The sequence below is a fragment of the Francisella sp. SYW-9 genome (genome assembly GCF_008711465.1).
In the GTDB taxonomy this organism is placed as follows: Bacteria; Pseudomonadota; Gammaproteobacteria; order Francisellales; family Francisellaceae; genus Francisella.
In genome coordinates this window covers 1-676 of the sequence record NZ_VXKQ01000023.1, presented here as the reverse complement: position 1 = coordinate 676, position 676 = coordinate 1, and the positions used below count along the sequence as shown (strand labels likewise).

The window sequence follows — 676 nt, the reverse complement described above, 5'->3', positions numbered from 1 at the left end:
AGGTTCTGTCGCAAACTGCTAGTAGCATGAATTTATAGTATAATTTTATCACAGATTTTATTTCAAAATACAAATGATAGATTTCACAGGTAGACACTTTACCAAATTATTGATACTTCAAGCAATCAGATGGTATTTATCATATCCATTGAGTTATAGACATGTAGAAGAACTAATGAAAGAGCGAGGGGTTAAAGTAGACCATAGCACAATCAATCGTTGGGTTATCAAATATGCTAAAGAATTAGAGATAGTCTTTAGCAATAGTTTTAGAAAATATGGTAGTTATATAAGTTGGAAGATGGATGAAACCTACCTTAAACTCAAAGGTAAAGATGTTTATTTATATAGAGCTATAGATAAACACGGAGATACTTTGGAGTTTATGGTTAGTGAAAAAAGAAATGAAAAAGCTGCACGTAAATTCTTTAAGAAAGCCATTGGTAGGCATGGTTTGCCAGAGAAAGTAAATGTAGATAAATCTGGTGCTAATGAGGCTGCATTACTGACTATCAATATCTACTTATTTTTACTAGGGATATGGTTAACTCATGGTATTGAAATTAGACAAAATAAGTATTTAAATAATTTGATAGAGCAGGATCATAGAAGTATTAAACGATTGACTCGACCCATGATGGGATTTAAGTCTTGGGACTCCATGGAGTCCACTTTC

General features: G+C 32.2%; 1 protein-coding gene. It reads left to right on the top strand.

The genetic code is table 11. The features are described from left to right. Window positions 1–73 precede the first annotated feature (73 nt). Window positions 74–676: IS6 family transposase (locus tag F3D62_RS09475; RefSeq protein ID WP_150468010.1), on the top strand; the 603-nt coding region annotated here is incomplete at its 3' end.